Source organism: Cobetia crustatorum (assembly GCF_000591415.1).
Taxonomy (GTDB): Bacteria; Pseudomonadota; Gammaproteobacteria; order Pseudomonadales; family Halomonadaceae; genus Cobetia; species Cobetia crustatorum.
In genome coordinates this window covers 1-21,239 of record NZ_JEMF01000089.1, presented here as the reverse complement: position 1 = coordinate 21,239, position 21,239 = coordinate 1, and the positions used below count along the sequence as shown (strand labels likewise).

The following is a 21,239-nucleotide window of genomic DNA, read 5'->3' as shown; positions in this document are numbered from 1 at the left end:
TCGCCACTGCGATAGGGGCGTTCGTGTTTATAAGGCTCGTATCCCAGTGTTATTACGCACGGACCTCATAGAGCTCGATAGGTGTGCCATCTGGGTCGGCCAGAAAGGTAAAGCGTGCCCCAGTATATTCATCAATACGGATAGGCTCAGGAGAAGCACCACGGGCTATCAGCAGTGCCACACAGGTATCTATGTCTGCCGTTGCCAATGCCAGATGGCGAAGACCACACGCTTCGGGGGTAGCTAGGGCGGGGAGGAGGAGAAGGGAAGGAGAACAGCTCGAGCTGAATGCCTCCCGGTAGGCACAAATCGAGCTTGTAGCTATCGCGTGCTTTTCGGTAAACCTCACCCAGAATCTCAGCGTCCATCACTTCCAGGTAAAAGCGTTTGGCCCGAGAGTAATCAGCAGTGATCAATGCCACATGGTGCACATGTGATAGAGGCATACGAGCTGTCATGGCAGTCTCCTATAGCGATGGAGGCAGAATTCAACGACAGAAGGCGCCCAATGGGGCGCCTTCTGTCGTTGAGAAGCAGTGCGTCGTATTCTAGCGGCACAGGCATTCAAGGGCTTCGATCAGACTATCCATCTCAGCATCGGTCCCGATGCTGATACGCAGATAGTCACGCAGGGCATCAGTATTGAAGTGGCGAACGAGAATGCCGTGCTCACGTAGTCCGATGAATAGTTCACCAGCATCGTGTGTCAGATGCTTGGCCAGCACGAAGTTGGTCTGGGAGGGCAGGATCTCGAAGCCTAGCGCCACCATGCGATCGCGTGTCTGCTCACGTGTCGTGATAACTCTGGTGCGGCATTCGTCGAAATAGCTTGGGTCGCTGAGGGCTGCAATACCGATCTGTTCAGCGAGACGATCGATCGGGTAGGAGTTGAAAGAGTCCTTGATGCGCTCCAATCCTTCGATGAGCTCGCGTGATGCTACCGCGTAGCCGAGGCGAATGCCGGCGAGACTACGTGATTTTGAGAAGGTACCTGTCACGACCAGGTTCGGATACTGATGGATCAGCGGTACGGCACTTTCGCCACCAAAGTCCACGTAGGCTTCATCAACCAGTACAACGCTGTGCGGATTGCGTTCTAATAATGCGGCAATCGCTTTACGACCATGACCATGACCCGTCGGTGCATTCGGGTTGGCGAAGATGATACCGCCATTGTCGTTGCCGAAGGCTTCCAGATCGACCTGCCAGTCGTCAGTCAGCGGCACGCTTTGTGACGCAATGCCGTACATGCGGCAATAAACGGGATAGAAGCTGTAGCTGATTTCAGGTAGCAGCAATGGCTTGTTCTGGCGAAAGAATGCCTGAAAGGCCAGTGCCAGGACTTCATCGGAACCATTGCCGACGAAGACCTCGCCAAGCGTGACATTGAAAGTAGTGGCAAGCGATTCACGCAGCGAGGTAGAACTCGGATCCGGATAGCGTCGCAGGTCAGAGGCATTGAACTCACGTAACACCTGCTCTACTGCTGGGGCCGGTGGATAGGGGTTCTCGTTGGTGTTCAGCTTTATCAGCTGCTCTCGCGGTTGCTCGCCGGGGACATATGGGGTCAGGTCGTGGACCTGTGGGCTCCAGTACTTGCTCATGGTTTCTCGCCGCTAGTGACAGTGCATGATCTTTGTCATGGGATGCTTTCATGTTGCCCGCTGGACAGGCGAGGCACAAGCGCAGCGACTGTCCTCATGGGGCGAGTGAGGCTGAGTACGTCAGCGATGGCGATAGATGAGATTGTTGCCACCTCAGCATTATTCCCGTGCACTCGATGATGCTTGAAGTCTGGGTGCCTTCACCGCATCTCACGGGTAACCACATTGTGGTCTGCCATCAGGTAGACCGCATGTTGACCGTCATTGAAGGAGTGCCGCATGACCGATACCACGACATCTGATACCACCACGACCGCCGCAACGCTGCTCGATCCAGTTACGCTGGGTGATCTGAGCTTGCCTAATCGTATCCTGATGGCACCTCTCACGCGTGCGCGTACGCCGGACAGCATTCCGGGCAAGCTGCAGGAAGTCTATTACGGTCAGCGCGCTGGTGCGGGCCTGATCATCAGTGAGGCGACCAACATCTCACCGACAGCGCGGGGCTACGTCTATACGCCCGGTATTTGGACAAATGAACAGGAGGCGGGCTGGAAGGGGGTCGTTGAGTCTGTACATGCCAAAGGTGGACGCATGGCGCTTCAGCTTTGGCACGTGGGGCGTGTCTCGCATGAGATGGTACAACCGGATGGCCAGCCGCCGGTCGCACCGAGTGCACTCAAGGGCGAAGGGGCCCAGTGTTTCGTCGAGTTCGAGGATGGCACCAGTGGTCGTCATCCGACCAGTACTCCGCGTGCACTGGAGACCGCTGAGATCGCTGGCATCATCGAGGATTATCGCCAAGCTGCCGTGCGTGCCAAGCGTGCCGGCTTTGATATGGTTGAGGTGCATGCTGCCAACGCCTATCTGCTCAATCAGTTCATGGCTACCGGCACCAACCAGCGCACCGATCAATATGGTGGTTCGGTCGAGAATCGTGCCCGTCTGACGCTAGAGGTGGTCGATGCCGTCGCTGAAGTGTTCGGCCCTGAGCGTACGGGTATTCGCCTGACACCGTTCATCGAGATATTTGGCCTGACCGATGACGAGCCTGAAGAGATGGCCTTCTATATGGCTGATCAACTCTCCATGCGCGGCATTGCCTATGTGCACGTCAATGAGCCGGACTGGGCGGGTGGCGACATCAAGTTCAGCGACGACTTCCGCCGTGCCTTGCGCGCGCGCGTCAAGGGAGCGTTGATCTTCTGTGGTCATTACGACGGTGAGCGAGCAGCCCGAATCATCCAGGAAGGCATTGCTGACGCCGTTGCCATGGGGCGCCCTTACATCGCCAACCCTGATCTGGTTGAGCGTATGCGTCTCGGGGCTCCGCTCAACGAGCAGGATCCGGACACCTTCTACGGCGGCGAGGCCAAGGGTTACACCGACTATCCGTTTCTGGATAACGGACATGATCGCCATGCGTGAAGCCGCTACCGAATAGCGAATGGTGTTTGATAAATACGTTCTGTGTCGTTCGGGGGTGGCCTCGCAGGGGCGATTCCCGCTATTCTTGAGCGTGGAAGCTTGCGGGCAGTCTCTCTTTTTCATCGTTAGGCTGCTCGCCGCCGGTATCGGCGACGCTGATACCGGGTCATCGCCTTAAGGAGGATTCAATGCAGATCAGGACTCTGATGGTGGGAGCCGCGCTGATGGTCGGTCTCGCCGGGTGTGCGTCAACGGCCCCGACCAATGATGGTGCCGCCGAGAGCACCGCCGCCGAGACAGCCAACGAGCAGGTTGCCGTCTACAAGGGCACCCTGCCGTGTCGTCGTTGCACGGGCATTGATCTCGATGTGCGTCTCAAGGGTGCTGAAGCGGCCCCGGAAGATCAGCGTACTTTCAGCCTCGATGCGACCTATCGTGATCATCCGCAGCAGCCTGCTCCGGAGCATTACGAAGGTCAGTGGGATGTACTGTCCGGTACTGTGACCGACCCCGATGCGACCGTCTATGAGCTGACACCGTCCGGTGAAGGCCAGACTTACTATTTCCTGCGTCTGGATGCTCAGACTCTGGAACTGGTCGACCCGCAGAAGCGTCGCTTCCAGAATGGTGAAACGCTGCGTCTCGAGCGCCAGTGATCATGCCATGAGCCAAGTGGCTGCTATAGGCTCAGGGCTATAGGCACCAGAGCTATAGACACAAGGAAGGCGGCGCAAGCCGCCTTCCTTGTGTCTGGCGTTTGGTCGTGTGCAAGCTGATCCGTATCACCGGATGATGCCTCCCTCTGATTTCTCTCTTCCTGACAGGATTGCCCCATGGCGAAAGCAAAAAGCGCCTTCGTGTGCACCGAGTGCGGTGTCGAGTGCTCAAAATGGCAGGGTCAGTGTAGCGGCTGCCGTGAATGGAATACCCTGCAGGAAATCCGGGTCGGCGCATCAGTGCTACCCGGTGCTGCGCCAGTAGCAGGCAGTAGTATTGCTGGCACTGCACGCGCGACACCTGCTCGCGGAGGTTATGCCGGCACACTGAGTGACAACGTGACGGACCTCTCCAATGTGTCGCTGTCTGAGGTGCCGCGCTTCTCCTCCACCTTTGGTGAGTTTGATCGCGTACTTGGTGGCGGACTGGTACCGGGTTCTGCAGTGCTGTTGGGTGGCCATCCTGGGGCAGGCAAGTCGACACTGCTGCTGCAAACCGCTTGCAAGCTGGCACAGCACAAGCGTTCGCTCTACGTCACTGGTGAAGAATCGCTGTCTCAGGTCGCGATGCGTGCTCATCGTCTGCAGTTACCGATGCAAGGGCTGAAGATGCTGGCAGAGACCAGTGTCGAGATCATCCTGGCGACCGCTGAGCGTGAGAAACCTGAAGTGCTGATCATCGACTCCATTCAGACCATGCACATGGAGGACTTGTCTTCAGCGCCGGGTGGTGTCTCACAGGTGCGCGAGTCCGCAGCAGCACTGACGCGCTTCGCCAAGCGGACTAATACCGTGCTGCTATTGGTCGGGCATGTCACCAAGGATGGCTCTCTGGCTGGCCCTAAGGTACTGGAGCACATGATCGATGCTTCGCTGCTGCTGGAGGGGGACGGTGATTCACGCTTTCGTACCTTGCGTGGTCAGAAGAACCGTTTTGGCGCGGTCAACGAGCTAGGTGTTTTCGCCATGGTTGAGCATGGCCTGAAAGAGGTGAAAAATCCCAGCGCCATCTTTCTGTCGCGCAATGAGGAACAAGCCTCCGGCAGCCTGGTGATGGTGGTCTGGGAGGGCACACGGCCGATTCTTATCGAAGTGCAGGCGCTGCTTGATGACTCGGCGCTAGGCAACCCACGTCGCGTAGCGGTGGGTCTCGATGGTAACCGTCTGTCGATGCTGCTAGCCGTACTGAACAAGCATGGTGGGCTGTTCACAGGCGACCAGGACGTTTTCCTGAATGTGGTGGGTGGGGTCAAGGTTCTGGAGACGAGTGCCGACCTTGCAGTGCTGTGTGCGGTGGTATCCAGCTTGCAGAATCGCCCGTTGCCACGAGAATTGGTGGTCTTTGGGGAGGTGGGGTTGTCGGGCGAGATTCGCCCGGTCCCGAGTGGGCAAGAGCGTATCATCGAGGCCGCCAAACACGGCTTCACTCGCGCTATCGTCCCGAAGGGCAATGCGCCCAAGCAAGCGCCGAAAGGCATGACGGTGATCGCGGTGGACAAGCTGTCTCAAGCGCTCGAGGCGTTGTAATCGCGTATGATCAGAGAGCGTCTTTCAGTCGTCATGGGACAGACAACGTCGATTGAAAAACAGAAGGCCAGCCGCAAGGCTGGCCTTCTGTTTTTCAATCTGAGCTTTGGGTTTGAGCGTCGAGCCCTGATGCGCTGACATATTGCATGATGAGGTGGCGCGTGATGAACCGGTCGAGTCGATGGTTTTGATCAGTCTTGCGCGGCGTCTTTCTTGTTGGCATGCGCGCAAGCCTTGAGGCGAGTGACCAGCGCCTCGACACCACGTTCGCGCATCAGTGCTTCATTACGTGCTGGCACTTCTTCGACATCGCCGGAATAGGCATTGATGGCCGCTTCGACTGAACTTTCGCGTAGCAGGTGCAGCATCGGATAGGGTGAACGGTTGGTATAGTTGGCCGCATCGTCTTCCTCAGTATCCTCGAATACATAGTCGGGATGGAAGCTGGCCAACTGATAGATGCCCTCGTAACCCTGCATTTCCAGCAGTGCTTCGGCATAGTCCAGCAGTTCGAGATACGCATCGAAATCGCGGAAGCCATCCTTGAAGATCACCAGGGTCGTCTCTGCCTCGCGGTGAGCATCGAGATTCAGAAGCTCATCCCCCAACGCCTGCAAGCAGCGTTCCAGCCCGGCGCCGGGCACTACCGCGTACTGGATGCTATTACGCGCCATCTCGCGCGCTGCAAACGGACACAGGTTGTCGGCGACGATATGGGTTTCGACCCACTGACGTGTGGCGTCGATGGCCGCATCTTCGCTGGTCTCGAGAGGCGGTGTGTAGCCGGTCGTCGTATCGGTAGGCATTGTATCTGCGGACGTATGATCGGCGCTCATGGCGTCAGGCTCCGGGGCGGTGTCAGGGACTGCATTGTCACTGCTCAGGCTCGGCATGGCCAGTCCAGATGTGTCGGATGTCTTTGCGGCAGGTGCTTTCTGGAATGTGTGGCCGTGTGTCGTCGTCGATGATAGTCCAGTTCGGTCATGCGCTGTTTCATTAGTGTATTCAGCGATAAACTTGTAACCAATGGCGTTAGCCACATGGCATGAGTACTCATGAGTTTCATCGCCTCTTCCTGGGCGACCTCTTTCCCTGTGCTACCACGGAGATATTCCTTGTCCGCTTCTTCTCCGACACCGTCTAGTGATACCAGCAGCGCGACCGTTTACCGAGTCACGCGCATGCTACCCTTTCTTGGTTGGCTCAAGAGTATGTCGCCAAGAGATGCGCGTGCTGACCTGATCGCCGGCGTGAGCGGTGCAGTGTTGGTGCTGCCGCAAGGTGTGGCTTACGCGCTGATCGCGGGCCTGCCGCCCGCGTATGGTCTTTATGCTGCCATCGTGGTGGCGGTCATCGCCGGACTGTTCGGTAGCTCGCGGCATATGGTCAGCGGCCCTGCAGCGGCGATCTCGATGGTGGTATTTGGCACTGTCTCGACACTAGCCTCACCGGGGAGCCCCGAGTATTTGCCGTTGGTGCTCGCGCTGACCTTCATGGTGGGCCTCATTCAGCTATCGCTGGGCCTGCTGCGCATGGGGGCGCTGGTCAATCTCATCTCGCATACCGTAGTGATAGGTTTCACGGCGGGAGCAGGAGTGTTGATCGCGACCAGCCAGCTCAGGCATCTGTTCGGAATTGAGTTAGGCGATGCCACCAGCTTTCTCGGTACCTGGTGGACGCTGTTCGGTCATCTGAGCGAGACATCGTGGGCCACGCTGGCGACGGGGATGAGTACGCTACTGGTCGCTGTGCTGGTAAGGCGTATCAATCGACGCTTGCCGTGGATGCTGGTGGCAATGGCGGTCGGCTGTGGCGTTGCCGCGCTATTGGGCGGCAGTGGGGCGGGCATTCCGATGGTGGGTGCGCTATCCGGCAGCTTGCCGCCGCTCTCACTGCCACCGCTGGGCTTTGACACCCTGCGTTCGTTGGGCGGTGCCGCTTTCGCATTGGCAGTGCTCGGGCTGATCGAAGCGGTCTCTATCGCACGAGCCATCGGCGTACGTTCGCATCAGCGCATCGACGGTAATCAGGAGTTTATCGGCCAGGGCTTATCGAATCTGGTGGGCAGCTTCTTCTCATGTTTTGCGGGTTCTGGTTCCTTTACGCGTTCCGGCGCCAATTATGATGCCGGCGCACGCACACCATTGTCGGTCATCGTGGCGGCGCTGATCGTGCTGGCGGTACTCCTGTTGGTGCCTGACGTGACTGCCTGGCTGCCGTTGCCGGCCATGGCAGGGCTGATCATGGTGATTGCCGCCAACCTGATTGAATTCAGTCATATTCGCCAGATTCTGGCCGTCAGTCACGAAGAGGCGGTGATATTGGTCATCACCTTCCTTGCCACGCTGCTGTTACCACTCGAATTTGCCATCTTTGCCGGCGTGCTGGTGTCACTGGTGCTCTATCTCAACCGCACCTCACGACCGCGGTTGGTAGAAATGGCACCAGATCCTGAGCACCCTGAGTTGGGCGTGCGCAACGCTGAGCGTTATCAGCTCACCCAATGTCGAGAAGTCGTCATTCTGCGTGTTGATGGTTCGCTCTTCTTTGGTGCCGTGGATCACGTGCAGAGCAAGCTGGCACGCTATAACGGCAAGCACGTCATTCTGCTCGGCACTGGCTGTAATTTCATCGATATTGCGGGTGCTGAAATGCTGGAGATCGAGCAACAACGCCTGCGTGATAACGGCGGCAGCCTCAGTATGTGTGGTTTCCGAAAGTATGCATTGGAAGTGATGGAGCGCGGCGGCTTCCTTGAGCGAATCGGGCGCGAGCAGTATTTTCATACCGCCGAAGCGGCGATTGTTGCGCTACGCGAATCTGTCGCTGAAGCACATCGTGGCCATGATGGTGACCCCGCCGAGTGTGCAGATTGTCAGTTGTTTGGTCCTGCTGGTATGGGGCCAGGGCAGGGTGTGCGGTTGACGCCGCCACTGGCGTGAGAGACATGATTCGGGAGAGGTGGGTGGCAAGGCTGGGGGCCGTCGCACGCATGCGATAGAATAGTGAGCATTGATGCGTCAGTGATTTACCTGCTGGTCATCACCTCATTCCTGCCTGCTAGTCGAGAGATGCCCATGAGCCTGCCCACCGTTGCGGCCAGCTGTGACCTGCTACGTGACGGCCGCCCGCTGATAGATGTGCGTGCGCCGGTCGAGTTCGCCGCTGGCGCCTGCCGGGCGCCGTCAATCTGCCACTGATGGATGACGAGGAACGTCACCAGGTTGGCTTGCAATACAAGCAGGTCGGGCCAGAATCGGCGGTGCATCTGGGACATCAGCTGGTGAGCGGTGGCATCAAGAAAGCCCGTATTCGCGCCTGGGTCGAGTATGTCGAACAGCATCCCGACGCTATCCTTTATTGCTTCCGCGGCGGCATGCGCTCGCAGCTCAGTCAGCAATGGCTGAAAGAGGCCGGTGTCGAGCGGCCGCGCATCGCGGGCGGTTGGAAGGCCATGCGCCATCAAGTTTGTCAGATGATCGACGAGCGGGTTGAGCAAGCGCCGATGCTGCTGATCGGCGGGCTGACCGGCTGTGCCAAGACTGAGCTGATACATGCTCTGGATAACGGCGTTGATCTGGAAGGGTGCGCGCGCCACAAGGGCTCTGCCTTTGGTCGCCATCCGTTCCCGGCGCCCAGTCAGATCGACTTTGAACATCGGCTTGGGGCCGACATGCTTCAATTGGCACCGGATGCTCCCAGCGTGATGGAAGACGAATCGCGCTTTATTGGCAGCGTCAATATTCCACTGACGGCTTGGCGTGCCATGGAGCAAGCCCCGTTGATTCGTGTCGAGATGCCGCTCGACTGGCGCCTGGTGCAGATTCAAAAGGATTACATCGAGGGGTTGTGGGCAATTTATAGCAGCCACTACGGCGATTTTCTGGGCTGGGCGCTGATGCAGCGTCAGCTACGTCAGGCACTGCTACGGCTGCGCAAGCGCTTGGGAAGTGCACGATTAGCGCGACTGGTGCGTATGCAGGAGATTGCTTTCAGCGAGCACAAGCGCGGCAATGCCTCTGCCCATGAAGCCTGGCTGGCACCACTGCTTAGCGAATACTACGACCCCATGTATCGCTATCAGCTCGAGAAGCATGAGCGCACCTTCCTGCACGTTGGCGATTGGGATAATAGCCTCGCCTTCGCCCGTGAGTGGAGCACCACTCACCGCTGGCAGCGCTGAGACAGCCAACGCTCTGGTATCTATTTCAGCTGCTTAGCCAGTCCAGCATCAGGCGGTCAAGCAAGGCCGCCTGATGATCGAAGCGCTTGGGGTCCGCGAGTAGTGCTTCGCCAGATTGCACACCGCTACCTTGCGCGGGGGCTGGGCGCTCTTCGAGGCGGCTAGCGGTGGCAGCTGCATCAAGATTCGGGTGAAAGTTTAGTGCCACGACACGCCCCCCATCCCAGCAGAAGCCGGCTATCGGCGTATGTTCGCCGCTGGCGAGTAGCTCACAGTCTTCCGGTAGACCACAGATTTCCTCATGCCACACTAGTGCCTCAAACTCTACAGGCAGGCCCAGCGGGCATTCGTTGCTGCGCGTCAATGATACCCAGCCGCGCTGGGGAACCACCGCTGGCGATACGATAGCGCCTAGCTGCTCGGCAATCAGACGGGCGCCCAAGCCGATACCCAATATTGGACGATTGCTATTGAGCGCACGGCGAATCAGCTTACGTTGCAGGCGTAGCGCCTGACGTGTGGCAGCGGGTTGGTTCTCTTCTGACAATGACAGCCGCTGTGGACCATCTAGAATAACCAGTGCTTCGAAATCATCGATGCCGGGCAGGGCTTCTCCTTCCATCGGGAAGCTGCTGTTATGGCTATGGCCCATGCCCGTTAGCCAATCGCTCAGACGTACTGGGTCCTGCCAGCCATGCACCATCGTCTGGGCATCGACAGGCGCAGTATCCGGGCGAACAGGGGTCTGACCCTGATGTATGAAGTAGAGGTGCATGACAACATCATGCGTGAGCCGCTCGGCAGCGTAAAGAGGGACTATGACACCAGGGATATGCTGGCGGCATGCTAGCCATTTACTTGGCAATCCACTGCTTGAGACCTTGCTGCCTTGCTTGGGCTTCATGAACCATGACTGAGGAGAGCGCGATGCGTGCCGAACTGCTGGAGCAGATCTACACCGTGGTAGCCCAGATTCCCGATGGGCGGATTACCACCTATGGGCGAATCGCCAAGATGACTGAAGGCGCGACCGCCCGCATGGTCGGGTCAGCCATGCGCCATCTGCCCGATGGGCATGAGCTTCCCTGGCATCGGGTGATCAACGCGTCGCTGAAAGTGACCGATCATGGTGGCGCGGTGAACCAGCGTGCGAAACTGCGTAGTGAAGGCATTTTGTTTGATGCCGTTGGCCGCGTGCCACGAGAGTGCCTGTGGCCCTGAGTCGGGATGCTGGTTAATGCTTCGTACGTTGTTACCGGCGCAGTGTTATATCCTGTTTATATGTTCGGCCATCTGCTGCGCAGGTGTCTTTGCCGATTTTTTCGATGAGATAAGAGAATACTCATGACTCAGCCTGTCCCCGGTTTCCGTACCCGACTCGATGCACTTGCTCCTATGCGGCGTACTGCCTTCATGGCGGCTCTGACTGAGCGCCTGCTACCGAATGCCGGTTTCTACGCCGAGGCCAATGGCACTGCCAGCGCACTGGAAGCCACCCGTGAGCTACGCAAGCTGCTGGATCTGGTGTGGGAGCAGCTGCGGGTACGAGAAGCGAAGATCGATTTCTCTCTGCAGGCTGAAAAAGTCGCTGCCTTCGAGCCTGAGGAGCTGATGAGAGCTTTGGCGCACGCCGTGCATTGGAAGCCGTCATGGCGCTGACAGCCTGTATTGATGTACTGGTCAGTGAGGAACCAGAGGCTGCACTCAAGATCAGTCGTTTGTCTGCTGATGGCGTTCGCGCGTTGATCGATCTGCAGGCCGGAGAAGGAGTGGAGCAGGGGGCACTGGAGGCGCTTATCCGTGAACATCCGCTGATGGAGGATGAACGTGATTTTCAGGATACGGTGCTGGAAAGCGTGGAGGCGCCACGCCTCGAACGCGATGACTGGCGAGCACTCAAGCAGCTGGGCCGTAATGAAGATGTCAGCAACCTCGGACTATCCTTGCAGGAGTGACCACGCGACGGGTGAGCGAGAGACCCGTGCTGGCGGTCATTCCTGAGCTGGTGACTCTCACCAGCTCACCAGGTTGGCATCTGCAGCGGGAGAGCTTGAATGGTCGACGGAACCGAAGGTCGCAAGCAGTTTTCACCGGCCACTCTGCTGGCAGAAGTGATCACCGCACGGCTTGAGAGCATGCAGGCGCGTCTGGAGCAACCCACTCTAAGCGGCGAAGACATTCATGCACTACGTGTTGACTGCAAGTCTTTGCGCAGCGGATGGCAGCTGCGGCGCGCCTCGTTAGGCAAGCAGTTGGTCAGTGAGCATCAGGCGCGCCCAAGCGACATTGCCAAGGCACTCGCTGGGCCGCGTGAAGCACAGATGCTGCGCAAGACGCATGCGCGCGCTTATGGTTGGGTAGATGCGCACAGTCAGCGTTTGTTAGATGCGCTGAGGCCGGGGCTCACGGCAGCGATGTTGGACGAACCACCGGCCAAACTTCAGCATGCGCCGCTCCTGAGGCTGCTGGCACAGGAGCAGTCCGCTTGGCGCGAGATGCCTCTGATGTATGTGGAACTCGAGGCTGGGCTCGCATTCAGTCGCGAACGGGTTGCCAGACTTGCGGCGCAAGTCGTGAAAACACGCGAGGTCGAGGCCTCCCACCGACTGCGCAAGTGGGTGAAGTACCGCATGTTCCAGCTCAAACTTGCGGATGCTGCCTTCGGTGATGCCACGCTTGCGCAGTTTGAAGTACCGACTCATGGCCGTCGTCGAGAGTCGGCACTGCTTGATAAGGCTGCCTCGCGCTTGGGCAATCAACATGATCTGGCCGAGCTGGCGCTGTGGGTCGGTGAGCGGGTGATACCGCGTGAAAGCGAGGCGCATCTGGTCAGCGCGGTCATGGCACTGGCGGAACAGCGGCTGGCACAGGCACTCAAGCCGCTGGCAAAAGCAGGTTACGTCACTTGAATGCGGTCGTGCCTGAGGTTATACCCCATCCTCCTCATTCGTCGCACGAGGGCATGATATGTAATACAAAACGCCGCCGCTCCCTTGCGAGAGTCGACGGCGTTTTGTATTTCGGGTACGACAACAGTGCATAGCTGACTGGTTACAGGCGCATCTCGATGCCGCGCTCGGCCATGTAGGCCTTGGCTTGCGGAATCGTGTACTCGGCGAAGTGGAAGATGCTGGCGGCCAGCACCGCATCTGCGCCGCCCTTGAGCACGCCATCCACCAGATGGTCGAGGGTGCCGACGCCACCGGAGGCGATGACGGGCACGCTGACGGCGTCGGAGATGGCACGCGTCACGCCGAGATCGAAGCCGGCCTTGGTGCCGTCGCGATCCATGCTGGTCAGCAGTAGCTCACCGGCGCCCAACTCGACCATCTTCTTCGCCCACTCGACAGCGTCGAGTCCGGTCGGCTTGCGGCCACCGTGGGTGAAGATTTCCCAACGCGGCGTCTCGCCGTCTTCACTAACGCACTTGGCATCGATGGCAACCACGATGCACTGGCTGCCGAAGCGGTCCGCCGCTTCACGCACGAAGTCCGGATTGAACACGGCCGCCGTATTGATGGAGACCTTGTCCGCGCCCGCATTCAGCATGGTGCGAATATCTTCACAGGTGCGGATGCCACCGCCGACCGTCAGCGGGATGAACACCTCACCGGCGATGCGCGACACCATGTCGACCGTGGTGCCACGGTTGTCGACGCTGGCGGTTATATCGAGGAAGGTGATCTCGTCGGCGCCTTGCTCGTTGTAGCGCTTGGCGACCTCGACCGGATCACCGGCATCACGAATGCCAACGAAGTTGACGCCTTTGACGACGCGCCCGGCGTCGACGTCCAGACACGGGATGATGCGTTTGGCGAGTGCCATGGATCGCTCCCCTCAGCCTTGCGGCCAGTGATCGAGTCAGACAGTGCCTGCGCTTCCGCGATATCCAGGCTGCCTTCGTAGATGGCACGACCCGTGATGGCGCCGAGAATACCCTGATCAGCGACTTCCGCCAGACCACGGATGTCATCCAGATTGGTCACGCCACCCGAGGCGATCACCGGAATGCCGCCGGCGAGAGCCAGTGCCACGGTGGCCTCGATGTTGACGCCCTGCATCATGCCATCGCGTGCGATATCGGTGTAGACGATGGAGGACACACCATCGTTGGCGAAACGCTTGGCCAGTTCAGTCGCCTTGATGGTGGAGACTTCAGCCCAGCCATCGGTCGCGACGAAGCCATCACGTGCATCCAGGCCCACGATGATGCGGCCCGGGAAGGCGCGGCACATCTCAGCGACGAAAGCTGGTTCTTTCACGGCCTTGGTACCGATGATGACCTGACCGACACCAGCTTCCAGGTAGTGCTCGATGGTGGCGGCATCGCGGATACCGCCACCGATCTGGATAGGCAGATCCGGATAGGCGCGGGCAATGCGGGTCACGGCGTCGCCATTGACCGGTTTACCTTCGAAGGCACCATTGAGATCGACCAGATGCAGACGGCGACCACCGGCCTCGACCCAGCGCGCGGCCATGGCCAGGGGGTCATCGCCGTAGTTGGTGGAGTCTTCCATGCGGCCCTGTTTCAGGCGCACGCACTGACCGTCCTTGAGATCGATCGCGGGGATTACCAGCATGTCGGGTGTCCTCTCGGCGTGTCTTGGCACGCCTGAATTGTCGTCGATGGTGCAGCGTGTGCCATTACGCCATCGCTGCATCATGCGGTTGAGCAGGTGTCATGCGGGCCAGCCCTCAGGGCTGCCAGCGGACGAAGTTCTCGAGTAGCTTGAGGCCGGCAGCAGCGCTTTTCTCTGGATGGAACTGCACTGCGAAGATGCTGCCTTTGCCGATGGCGACATGCGCTTCAGCACCGGCGTAATGTGTCGCGCCAAAGACCTGTGAGCGCTCGCTGGCCGAGACGTAGTAGCTGTGCACGAAGTAGAAACGCGCCTTGTCCTCGATACCGTCCCACAGGGCGTGCCCCTGTATGTGGCTGACATGATTCCAGCCCATGTGCGGTACTTTGAGGCGCTGGGCGTGTTCATCCAGCTGCTTGTCGTCGAAGCGCTTCACGGCACCCTTGAGATAGCCGAGACAGTCGATGCCGCCGTTCTCTTCGCTACGCTCCATCAGCATCTGCTGACCGACGCAGATGCCCAGCAGCGGCTTGCTGTGGTTGGACAGCAGCTCGTCGACCAGACCACGCAGCTCCGCGCGTTCAAGCTCGCCCATGCAATCGCGAATAGCGCCTTGGCCCGGCAGCACGACACGGGTTGCGCCGCGAATGGCGCGTGGGTCGCTGGTAATCACGATATTTTCGTCGGCCACATGCTCAAGCGCCTTGGCGACAGAGTGCAGGTTGCCCATGCCATAGTCGATGACGGCAATCGTCATGTCTTTCTCCCGAAGGCCGGAGCGAGCTCCGGCACTGGATGTTCATGCGGACTGGGTGCTTGTTCGAGCTGAAGGCTGGAGTGAGCGCAATATGCTGCTACCACTCAAATCAATAGCTTACAGCGAACCCTTGGTGGAGGCGATACGACCACCCATGCGCTCGTCCTCTTCCACCGCCATGCGTACGGCACGCCCGAAGGCCTTGAAGATGGTTTCGGCCTGGTGGTGAGCATTGAAGCCCTTGAGGTTGTCGATATGCAGCGTGGCACCGGCATGATTGACGAAGCCCTGGAAGAACTCCCAGAACAGCTGAGTATCGAAACGCCCGATATTGCCGCGCGTGAACTCACACTGCATGAACAGGCCCGGACGCCCGGAGAAATCGATTACGACACGCGACAGTGCCTCATCGAGCGGTACGTAAGCATGGCCGTAACGGCGGATGCCTGCCTTGTTGCCCAGCGCCTGAGCAAACGCCTGACCGAGGGTGATGCCGATGTCTTCGACGGTGTGGTGGTCGTCGATGTGCAGGTCGCCATCACAATCGACGTCGATATCGATCACGCCATGTCGTGCGATCTGGTCCATCATGTGCTCAAGGAAGGGCACGCCGGTATTGGCGGTCAGCTTGCCTTCGCCATCCAGATTGATGCGAACCCGGATCTTGGTCTCCGAGGTGTTGCGATGAACTTCAGCGATACGCTCTGCCATGATGTCTCTCCAGCGGTCGGTGACGTCATCAGTGGCTTCTGATCTGATGACATCAGGGCGCAGTCTGGGGCCTTTGGAATGCTAGGCGTGTGTCCAGTCCGGCCGGGAAGTGCGCATCATGTGGTTGTTGTCATGTGATGTCGCAATCGAAATCGTGATCAACAGGCCTGTCTGGCGCGAGTGATCGGCGGCATGTGCGGCGCTAAGTCCGCTTGCCCGACCTGTCATTATAGAGAAAGGTTCATGGCATCCGCTACAATGGCGGGCATTCATATCGCGGGCGAGGATCTCACCATGCCGGTCACTCTTCAGATGATCGATCACGCGCGCTGGCAATCCGATGAGCAAGTGCGCATCGATCTGTCACGTATCTACCATGAGGCGCCGGTCGAGCGCCTTCCAGCAGCGCCGGATGACTTCATTCAGGCTAGTCTGGCCGCTGGCCATCGCTTCTGCAGCGCCTTTTTCAATGATCGCCATATCGGTGCGCTATTATGCGAGGACGATGGCGAGTGCTGGCGAATCAGCCATTGCTGTGTACGACAGACCACGCGGCGGCGCGGGGTTGGCACTCGGTTGATGGCACTGATGTCGCTGGAAGCCACTGCCACCCAACGTGTGCTCATCGTGCCGTGCCAAGGGCTGACAGTCGCGGATGAGCTGCTGGTGTCTCGATTGGGGTATAGACGCGATCCTGTGCGTGACGGGTTCGTGTTGGCGCATGATTGAGCGATAAGCAGAGGCATGCGGAACTGATGCCAGCAGGATCTGTCCACCGCCTGTGTCATCATTGGTTGACGTAACAAGCACTGATTGCCTTACCAATCACTGTCTTCTGGAGTGAAGGCAGGGAAGATATTCTCATCGTGTCAAAGGGAGGATGCAGATGAAAGCACTGTTCAGGGCCTTGCTGGCCATCGTCGGCGTACTGGCGTTGGTAGTCGTGGCGGGGGTGATTTATGTCACGACCTTCCTCAACCCGAATGATCTCAAGCCGCGCCTCGTCCAGGCGGTCAAGGACCAGGCTGGGCTTGAGCTGGCCTTGAACGGTCCGCTGGATTGGTCCTTCTATCCGCGCTTGGGCGTCAGTGTCGAAGACGCCGAGGCCTGGCTGCCGGAGCAGCAGCGTGATCAAGCGCCCTTTGCCTCATTCCAGCGCGCCGAGGTAGGCGTCTCCTTTGCACCGCTGCTTAGTGGCGAGGTTGAAGTCGAGGGGGTGTTTCTCGATGGCCTGAAGCTGGCGCTCAATCGCGATGCCAAGGGGCGTGGCAACTGGGAAAGCCTGCTTGAGCACGCCTCTGATGCTGCTGAGAGTGGCGCGGCCGACAAGGCATTACCGCCGGCCAAGAGTGCGGGCATTGCGGTAGCGGATGAGAAAGCTGCCGACACGACCTCCGATGATGCGGAAAGTGTGAAGGATGGAACGGCTGGCATGTCGGTCAATCTTGATATCGCTTCGATTCAGGTCACCAACGGGCAGATTTCCTATCAGGATGCCGCCAGTGGGTTGGACATGACACTGAACGAGCTGTCGCTGACGTCCAGCGATGTCAGCCCGTCCAAGGCATTCCCTGTGAAACTGTCGTTCGTGGCCGATGGGCGTGAGCCCAAGGTGCACAGCACCATCAGTCTCGATGGGGAGGTCGCGTTGGATCTCAAGGAAGGCCATCACGTACTGACCGGCGTGAGTCTGGATACCACGACCAACATGCCGGCACTGGGCGAGAAAGATCAAAAAGTCGCCTTGGACATCGACACCCTTACGCTCGATACCGCCAAGCAGCTCTATCGTGCAGAAGGCGCAGAGCTGGAGGCCACTCTTGATCAGCCAGCATTGGGTGACAAGGCGTTACCGCTGAAGGCGACCTTCGGTGCTGAAGCTGATCTGGCGGCGGGCACCGCGAATATCGATGACCTGTTGCTGACCTCCGGTAACGACTTGCGCCTGAGTGGTGCGCTGAAGGCCAAGGATGTCACCAGCGATGCGCTGAGTTACACCGGTCAGTTCAAGCTGGCGCCGTTGTCACCCAAGGCGTGGATGACGCGTGTAGGCATGACTGCGCCAGAAACCACCAAGTCGAGCGCACTGACATCGCTGGCATTCTCTAGCCCGCTCAAGGGTGACCTGTCTCAGGTACAGCTGACTAACCTGGTCGTCGCGCTGGATGATACTGCGATCAATGGCCGCCTCGGCTCGTCTTTCGATGCCTCGAAGATCACCTTCGACCTGGATGTCGACAAGATCAATATCGATGACTATCTGCCGCCAGCTACCGAGAAGAAGACGGCGGGCCTTGCAGTGGTCACACCCGCGTACGCTGCCGAAAGCACTGCGGAATTGCTACCGGTCGCGTTACTGAAAGCGTTGGGTCTGCAGGGGCAGCTGGATATCAACACCCTGATCGCCTCTGGTCTTGAGATGAACAAGGTTTCTGCCAAGCTGTCTGGTCAACCGGGCCTGCAGAAGCTTGATAGCCTGACCGCTAATCTCTACAGCGGTACGCTGGCCGCCAATGCGCGTATTGATAGTCGCAAGGCGCCGCTGGCGATGAGTTTCAGTGAGAAACTGACCAATCTGGATATTGCGCCGTTCCTCAAGGCGCTGGCACCGGAGCAGAAGGAAGTCCTGCGTGGTCGTCTCTCCCTGAATGGCGACTACACCACGAGCACCAATCAAATCGACAGCATCAAGCGTAATCTGAACGGCAGCGGCAACTTCGAGATTCGCAATGGCGAGGTGCTCGACGTCAACGTGTCGAAGGAAATGTGCACGACGGTCGCAACGCTCAGCGGCAAGCAGTCCGAGCGTGAATGGAAGGCGAATACGCCGCTGGAGCGTGCCCAAGGCAGCTTCAAGGTCACCAATGGCGTGATCAGCAATCAGGATCTGGCGCTGGCGATTCCGGGCATCACACTGGACGGCAAGGGTCAGCTCAATCTGCCGACCGACGCCTTTGATTACACGATGGCAGCACGCTTTGTTGAAGGCACTGATGTGGCTGGCTGCAAGGTCAACCCGCGCCTGACCAAGCTGCGCTTCCCGGTGCAGTGCAAGGGCAGCCTGAGTGGCGAGCCGGGCGAGTGGTGTGGGTTCGATCAGAAGGGCTTCCAGACAGCCGCCGCGGAGCTTGCCAAGGAAGAGGCCAAGCGCAAGGCTGGCGACAAGGTTTCCGAGAAGCTGGATGAGAAGCTGGACGAAGATACCCGCAAGAAGATCGATGACAAGCTCGGCGAAGGTGCCAGTGACAAGCTGAAAGGGGCCATTCAAGGCCTGTTCAACTGAGTCGACACCAGAGCTTGTAGAGAAATACGACAGCACGCCAGCTCCTCGGGGCTGGCGTGCTGTTGTTTGAGCCCGCCTGAATCCAAGAATCTGTATAGGAAGTTTTCGATGGCGCGTCCTGACACTGCCGCTGCGCCACGCGTGGCCGAGATTGCTCTGAGTCCTGAAGATGTTCAGGCACGTGTTTTCGCCTGGTTCGACGTACATGGTCGCAAGCATCTGCCTTGGCAGGAAGACACCACGCCATATCGAGTGTGGGTCTCTGAAATCATGCTGCAGCAGACTCAGGTCGCGACGGTGCTGCCGTACTATGCGCGCTTCATGGAGCGCTTCCCTGAGGTGCAGATGCTGGCTGCTGCTGATAGCGATGATGTCCTGCACCTGTGGACCGGGCTGGGGTATTACGCTCGTGCACGCAATCTGCACAAGGCCGCGCAGCAGGTCGTATCGGAGCATGGTGGCGAATTCCCCGTCGAGAGTGTTGAAGCGCTCTCGACGCTACCGGGTATCGGGCGCTCTACCGCTGGTGCGATCATCAGTATCAGTACCGGACAGCGTGCCCCGATTCTCGATGGCAACGTCAAACGCGTACTAGCACGCCTGCATGCCGTGGAAGGCTGGCCTGGGCGTCCGGCGGTCGAAAAGGAATTGTGGACGCTGGCGGAGCGTTATACGCCCGACAATCGCCTACCCGACTGGACTCAGGCAGTCATGGACCTCGGGGCGACGCTGTGCACGCGTGGTCGTCCTGATTGTGAGCGTTGCCCCTTCAACGATGTCTGCGTGGCGCATGCGCGTGGCGAGGAGAAGCGTTTCCCCGAGAGCAAGCCTAAAAAGGCGATTCCCCAGCGCGCTACGTTGATGTTGCTGGTATTTGATACCGAAGGGCGCGTGCTGCTGGAGCGTCGCCCACCGACGGGTATCTGGGGAGGTTTGTGGGCACCGCCGCTGGTCGAGGATCGCCAGGCCGCCCGTGACTGGATTGCTCAGCAAGCGCGTGGTGCTCATCTGGCAGAGCCACTGGCGAGCTTTGAGCACGTCTTTAGCCATTTCCGGCTGACGATCACTCCGCAGCCGGTACAGTTGGGTGAGTCAGGCTTGGTGCCAGCGAGTGCTGCCGAAGAGGTGCGTGAGTCTGGCGCTGGGCAGCGTTTCGTTGACCCCGCTGCACCAGATGCTGTTGGCTTGCCTGCTCCGGTCAAGGCATTGCTTGCACGTTGTACCGGTGATTTGTTCGGCCTTGGTTGAGATTTATCCTGCCTTGAGGGAATCAAGTCAGGCGAGGCTGGGGGGATGCCGGCAAGGCGTGCGAGAATGATCTTCAATGCGAGAGTCGTCTACGACAGGCGACAGTCATTTGCTCATTACTTACCAACGTCGGAGTCACCTATGCGCACCGTACATTGCCGCAAGTATGACCAAGAGCTTCCGGGCCTCGATTTTCCGCCGCTACCGGGCGAGAAAGGGCAGGACATCTGGTCGCATGTCTCAAAGCAGGCATGGCAAGAGTGGCAGACACTGCAAACACGCCTGATCAACGAGAAGCACCTGAACATGATGGATGCTGATAGCCGTCGCTACCTGATGGAGCAGATGGAGCGTTTTCTAAACAACGAAGAGACGGATCAAGCGGAAGGTTTCGTGCCGACAGACGCTGCCGCGAAGGAAGAATCGCAAGGTGGTCAGGGCTACGAACTCTGACCTGCTCTCGAGGGCGGGGGGATGCCAATATCGACGCCAAATTCTTGATAAGCAAGGGTTGACGTCGGGAAAGGTTTTCTATTTAATACGTCCTCGTTGGCAAGGCCAGATAGCTCAGTTGGTAGAGCAGGGGATTGAAAATCCCCGTGTCGGCGGTTCGATTCCGTCTCTGGCCACCAAGTGTTGGGGTATAGCCAAGTGGTAAGGCACCGGTTTTTGGTATCGGCATTCCCAGGTTCGAGTCCTGGTACCCCAGCCAGCCAACGCGCAGTAAGAAGACTCATATCATGAGTTCTTTGTGCCGGCTTAGCTCAGTTGGTAGAGCAACTGACTTGTAATCAGTAGGTCGAGGGTTCGACTCCTTTAGCCGGCACCATTTTACAGGCACTTGTGTTCGCAAGACTTGTAAATGAACGAAGAGCAAATGATATAGAAGTCGCCTTGGCGGCTTTTTTTGTGTCTTTAGGTTGGCCAGATAGCTCAGTTGGTAGAGCAGGGGATTGAAAATCCCCGTGTCGGCGGTTCGATTCCGTCTCTGGCCACCATTTTGGGGTATAGCCAAGTGGTAAGGCACCGGTTTTTGGTATCGGCATTCCCAGGTTCGAGTCCTGGTACCCCAGCCAATTCAGGCATGTTGATGAAGTCGCAAGATGAATTTGGCAGCCAACAAAAAAGCCATCCTTCGGGGTGGCTTTTTTGTGTCTATCGATCAGAAAATGTGTTCAATCTTCTCTTCTCTTCTCTTC

General features: G+C 58.5%; 20 protein-coding genes, 5 tRNA genes and 2 pseudogenes. 18 read left to right on the top strand and 9 right to left on the bottom strand.

Going from position 1 to position 21,239, the window contains the following annotated elements:
- Positions 1 to 52 precede the first annotated feature (52 nt).
- The 3 genes from BF12_RS23470 to hisC all read right to left on the bottom strand — a co-directional run bounded on the left by BF12_RS23470 (position 53) and on the right by hisC (position 1,604).
- Positions 53 to 181 carry a VOC family protein gene (locus BF12_RS23470; RefSeq protein WP_345917437.1) on the bottom strand — a complete coding sequence of 43 codons (129 nt, stop codon included), beginning with the start codon at positions 179 to 181 and terminating at the stop codon, positions 53 to 55.
- Positions 147 to 458: a VOC family protein gene (locus tag BF12_RS20515; protein ID WP_345917436.1), complete on the bottom strand. Its 312-nt coding sequence runs from the start codon at positions 456 to 458 to the stop codon at positions 147 to 149. Before BF12_RS20515 ends, BF12_RS23470 begins: the two co-directional genes overlap by 35 nt.
- Before the next feature lie 90 nt (positions 459 to 548).
- Positions 549 to 1,604, bottom strand: coding sequence for a histidinol-phosphate transaminase (hisC, locus tag BF12_RS0115575; RefSeq protein WP_024953069.1), 1,056 nt, complete (start codon positions 1,602 to 1,604; stop codon positions 549 to 551).
- A 279-nt stretch (positions 1,605 to 1,883) separates the two neighbouring features.
- Here hisC and BF12_RS0115570 point away from each other — a divergent pair, with 279 nt between their 5' ends.
- The 3 genes from BF12_RS0115570 to radA all read left to right on the top strand — a co-directional run bounded on the left by BF12_RS0115570 (position 1,884) and on the right by radA (position 5,275).
- Positions 1,884 to 3,032: an alkene reductase gene (locus tag BF12_RS0115570; protein ID WP_024953068.1), complete on the top strand. Its 1,149-nt coding sequence runs from the start codon at positions 1,884 to 1,886 to the stop codon at positions 3,030 to 3,032.
- A gap of 188 nt (positions 3,033 to 3,220) precedes the next feature.
- Positions 3,221 to 3,688, top strand: coding sequence for a copper resistance protein NlpE N-terminal domain-containing protein (locus BF12_RS0115565; RefSeq protein WP_024953067.1), 468 nt, complete (start codon positions 3,221 to 3,223; stop codon positions 3,686 to 3,688).
- Between the two features lie 177 nt (positions 3,689 to 3,865).
- Complete coding sequence (radA, locus tag BF12_RS0115560) at positions 3,866 to 5,275, top strand: DNA repair protein RadA (RefSeq protein ID WP_024953066.1); 1,410 nt, start codon at positions 3,866 to 3,868, stop codon at positions 5,273 to 5,275.
- 191 nt (positions 5,276 to 5,466) lie between these two features.
- Here the strand turns inward: radA and BF12_RS20510 are convergent, their stop codons facing one another.
- On the bottom strand, positions 5,467 to 6,111 hold the full coding sequence (locus BF12_RS20510) for a DUF1415 domain-containing protein (protein WP_246116453.1): 645 nt from the start codon (positions 6,109 to 6,111) through the stop codon (positions 5,467 to 5,469).
- Positions 6,112 to 6,390: 279 nt separating this feature from the next.
- Here BF12_RS20510 and BF12_RS0115545 point away from each other — a divergent pair, with 279 nt between their 5' ends.
- Positions 6,391 to 8,217, top strand: coding sequence for a SulP family inorganic anion transporter (locus tag BF12_RS0115545; protein ID WP_248623738.1), 1,827 nt, complete (start codon positions 6,391 to 6,393; stop codon positions 8,215 to 8,217).
- 135 nt (positions 8,218 to 8,352) lie between these two features.
- A pseudogene (gene mnmH, locus BF12_RS20505) lies at positions 8,353 to 9,458 on the top strand (tRNA 2-selenouridine(34) synthase MnmH).
- Between the two features lie 25 nt (positions 9,459 to 9,483).
- Here the strand turns inward: mnmH and BF12_RS0115535 are convergent.
- On the bottom strand, positions 9,484 to 10,233 hold the full coding sequence (locus tag BF12_RS0115535) for a type 1 glutamine amidotransferase (RefSeq protein WP_024953063.1): 750 nt from the start codon (positions 10,231 to 10,233) through the stop codon (positions 9,484 to 9,486).
- Between the two features lie 152 nt (positions 10,234 to 10,385).
- On the opposite strand from BF12_RS0115535, the gene BF12_RS0115530 reads away from it, so the two are divergent.
- The 4 genes from BF12_RS0115530 to BF12_RS0115520 all read left to right on the top strand — a co-directional run bounded on the left by BF12_RS0115530 (position 10,386) and on the right by BF12_RS0115520 (position 12,367).
- Complete coding sequence (locus tag BF12_RS0115530) at positions 10,386 to 10,679, top strand: MGMT family protein (protein WP_024953062.1); 294 nt, start codon at positions 10,386 to 10,388, stop codon at positions 10,677 to 10,679.
- Positions 10,680 to 10,802: 123 nt separating this feature from the next.
- Entirely contained in the window at positions 10,803 to 11,117 is a 315-nt protein-coding gene (locus BF12_RS23465) for a DUF416 family protein (protein WP_345917435.1), read from the top strand.
- Positions 11,108 to 11,413, top strand: coding sequence for a DUF416 family protein (locus tag BF12_RS23460; RefSeq protein ID WP_345917434.1), 306 nt, complete (start codon positions 11,108 to 11,110; stop codon positions 11,411 to 11,413). The genes BF12_RS23465 and BF12_RS23460 overlap by 10 nt, the downstream gene beginning before the upstream one ends.
- 99 nt (positions 11,414 to 11,512) lie before the next feature.
- Entirely contained in the window at positions 11,513 to 12,367 is an 855-nt protein-coding gene (locus tag BF12_RS0115520) for a CHAD domain-containing protein (RefSeq protein ID WP_024953061.1), read from the top strand.
- Positions 12,368 to 12,509: 142 nt separating this feature from the next.
- Here the strand turns inward: BF12_RS0115520 and hisF are convergent, their stop codons facing one another.
- The 4 genes and pseudogenes from hisF to hisB all read right to left on the bottom strand — a co-directional run bounded on the left by hisF (position 12,510) and on the right by hisB (position 15,509).
- On the bottom strand, positions 12,510 to 13,283 hold the full coding sequence (gene hisF / locus BF12_RS0115515) for an imidazole glycerol phosphate synthase subunit HisF (RefSeq protein ID WP_024953060.1): 774 nt from the start codon (positions 13,281 to 13,283) through the stop codon (positions 12,510 to 12,512).
- Positions 13,284 to 13,306: 23 nt separating this feature from the next.
- Positions 13,307 to 14,041, bottom strand: a pseudogene (hisA, locus tag BF12_RS20495) (1-(5-phosphoribosyl)-5-[(5-phosphoribosylamino)methylideneamino]imidazole-4-carboxamide isomerase); the annotation flags it as partial.
- 115 nt (positions 14,042 to 14,156) lie between these two features.
- A complete protein-coding gene (gene hisH / locus BF12_RS0115505) occupies positions 14,157 to 14,798 on the bottom strand; it encodes an imidazole glycerol phosphate synthase subunit HisH (RefSeq protein ID WP_024953059.1) in 642 nt (213 codons plus the stop codon).
- A 117-nt stretch (positions 14,799 to 14,915) separates the two neighbouring features.
- A complete protein-coding gene (gene hisB / locus BF12_RS0115500) occupies positions 14,916 to 15,509 on the bottom strand; it encodes an imidazoleglycerol-phosphate dehydratase HisB (RefSeq protein WP_024953058.1) in 594 nt (197 codons plus the stop codon).
- A gap of 243 nt (positions 15,510 to 15,752) precedes the next feature.
- Between hisB and BF12_RS0115495 the strand changes: the two genes are divergently transcribed.
- The 9 genes from BF12_RS0115495 to BF12_RS0115455 all read left to right on the top strand — a co-directional run bounded on the left by BF12_RS0115495 (position 15,753) and on the right by BF12_RS0115455 (position 21,116).
- Positions 15,753 to 16,238, top strand: a complete 486-nt coding sequence (locus tag BF12_RS0115495; protein ID WP_246116451.1) for an acetyl-CoA sensor PanZ family protein — start codon at positions 15,753 to 15,755, stop codon at positions 16,236 to 16,238.
- Positions 16,239 to 16,395: 157 nt separating this feature from the next.
- A complete protein-coding gene (locus BF12_RS0115490; protein WP_024953056.1) occupies positions 16,396 to 18,792 on the top strand; it encodes an AsmA family protein in 2,397 nt (798 codons plus the stop codon).
- A gap of 108 nt (positions 18,793 to 18,900) precedes the next feature.
- The gene (gene mutY, locus BF12_RS0115485) at positions 18,901 to 20,040 is read left to right on the top strand and encodes an A/G-specific adenine glycosylase (RefSeq protein WP_088743221.1); all 1,140 of its coding nucleotides are present in this window, start codon (positions 18,901 to 18,903) and stop codon (positions 20,038 to 20,040) included.
- Positions 20,041 to 20,181: 141 nt separating this feature from the next.
- Positions 20,182 to 20,493, top strand: a complete 312-nt coding sequence (locus BF12_RS0115480; protein ID WP_024953054.1) for an oxidative damage protection protein — start codon at positions 20,182 to 20,184, stop codon at positions 20,491 to 20,493.
- 103 nt (positions 20,494 to 20,596) lie between these two features.
- A tRNA-Phe gene (locus BF12_RS0115475) sits at positions 20,597 to 20,672 on the top strand.
- A 5-nt stretch (positions 20,673 to 20,677) separates the two neighbouring features.
- Positions 20,678 to 20,752: transfer RNA gene (locus BF12_RS0115470), tRNA-Gln, on the top strand.
- A gap of 41 nt (positions 20,753 to 20,793) precedes the next feature.
- Positions 20,794 to 20,869 (top strand) — tRNA-Thr (locus tag BF12_RS0115465).
- A 93-nt stretch (positions 20,870 to 20,962) separates the two neighbouring features.
- Positions 20,963 to 21,038, top strand: a tRNA-Phe gene (locus BF12_RS0115460).
- Between the two features lie 3 nt (positions 21,039 to 21,041).
- Positions 21,042 to 21,116: transfer RNA gene (locus BF12_RS0115455), tRNA-Gln, on the top strand.
- Positions 21,117 to 21,239: the final 123 nt, after the last annotated feature.

Excerpts from the sequence above, each read along its gene's own strand:
- hisH (WP_024953059.1), bottom strand. The coding sequence starts at position 14,798 with ATGACGATTGCCGTCATCGACTATGGCATGGGCAACCTGCACTCTGTC.
- BF12_RS0115565 (WP_024953067.1), top strand. The coding sequence starts at position 3,221 with ATGCAGATCAGGACTCTGATGGTGGGAGCCGCGCTGATGGTCGGTCTC.
- BF12_RS23465 (WP_345917435.1), top strand. The coding sequence starts at position 10,803 with ATGACTCAGCCTGTCCCCGGTTTCCGTACCCGACTCGATGCACTTGCT.
- BF12_RS23460 (WP_345917434.1), top strand. The coding sequence starts at position 11,108 with ATGGCGCTGACAGCCTGTATTGATGTACTGGTCAGTGAGGAACCAGAG.
- BF12_RS0115495 (WP_246116451.1), top strand. The coding sequence starts at position 15,753 with ATGGCATCCGCTACAATGGCGGGCATTCATATCGCGGGCGAGGATCTC.
- hisF (WP_024953060.1), bottom strand. The coding sequence starts at position 13,283 with ATGGCACTCGCCAAACGCATCATCCCGTGTCTGGACGTCGACGCCGGG.
- hisC (WP_024953069.1), bottom strand. The coding sequence starts at position 1,604 with ATGAGCAAGTACTGGAGCCCACAGGTCCACGACCTGACCCCATATGTC.
- BF12_RS0115480 (WP_024953054.1), top strand. The coding sequence starts at position 20,182 with ATGCGCACCGTACATTGCCGCAAGTATGACCAAGAGCTTCCGGGCCTC.
- mutY (WP_088743221.1), top strand. The coding sequence starts at position 18,901 with ATGGCGCGTCCTGACACTGCCGCTGCGCCACGCGTGGCCGAGATTGCT.
- BF12_RS0115520 (WP_024953061.1), top strand. The coding sequence starts at position 11,513 with ATGGTCGACGGAACCGAAGGTCGCAAGCAGTTTTCACCGGCCACTCTG.
- BF12_RS20515 (WP_345917436.1), bottom strand. The coding sequence starts at position 458 with ATGACAGCTCGTATGCCTCTATCACATGTGCACCATGTGGCATTGATC.
- radA (WP_024953066.1), top strand. The coding sequence starts at position 3,866 with ATGGCGAAAGCAAAAAGCGCCTTCGTGTGCACCGAGTGCGGTGTCGAG.
- BF12_RS0115570 (WP_024953068.1), top strand. The coding sequence starts at position 1,884 with ATGACCGATACCACGACATCTGATACCACCACGACCGCCGCAACGCTG.
- hisB (WP_024953058.1), bottom strand. The coding sequence starts at position 15,509 with ATGGCAGAGCGTATCGCTGAAGTTCATCGCAACACCTCGGAGACCAAG.
- BF12_RS0115535 (WP_024953063.1), bottom strand. The coding sequence starts at position 10,233 with ATGCACCTCTACTTCATACATCAGGGTCAGACCCCTGTTCGCCCGGAT.
- BF12_RS0115490 (WP_024953056.1), top strand. The coding sequence starts at position 16,396 with ATGAAAGCACTGTTCAGGGCCTTGCTGGCCATCGTCGGCGTACTGGCG.
- BF12_RS0115530 (WP_024953062.1), top strand. The coding sequence starts at position 10,386 with ATGCGTGCCGAACTGCTGGAGCAGATCTACACCGTGGTAGCCCAGATT.
- BF12_RS20510 (WP_246116453.1), bottom strand. The coding sequence starts at position 6,111 with ATGAGCGCCGATCATACGTCCGCAGATACAATGCCTACCGATACGACG.